This is a genomic window from Eisenbergiella massiliensis (assembly GCF_003435485.1).
The window spans coordinates 1-201 of sequence record NZ_QVLV01000024.1 but is presented as its reverse complement, the minus strand read 5'-3'; the positions used below and the strand labels follow the sequence as shown (position 1 = coordinate 201).

Genomic DNA, 201 nt, shown 5'->3' with positions numbered 1-201 from the left:
AAGGGAAACCATAGAAACCTACCTGGCGATTCCCAATGATTCCCTGCTGCAAATTTTCAGAAAAACAGCCGGCCTGGACGCTCCTGGGGAGAGCCTGATGGGCTGGTATGGAAACGGCGCTTCCACTTTCGGCGCTTCCACTTTCGGACAGAAGCTGGGCGCCTTCGCCAAGCTGTACGCGGTAACGGGCGATTACCGGCT

The 201-nt window shown here is 56.7% G+C and carries 1 protein-coding gene; it reads left to right on the top strand.

Features of this window, described 5'->3' with window-relative positions; all coding sequences use genetic code 11:
- Window positions 1-201: hypothetical protein (locus DXC51_RS23665; RefSeq protein WP_207660874.1), on the top strand; the 201-nt coding region annotated here is incomplete at both ends.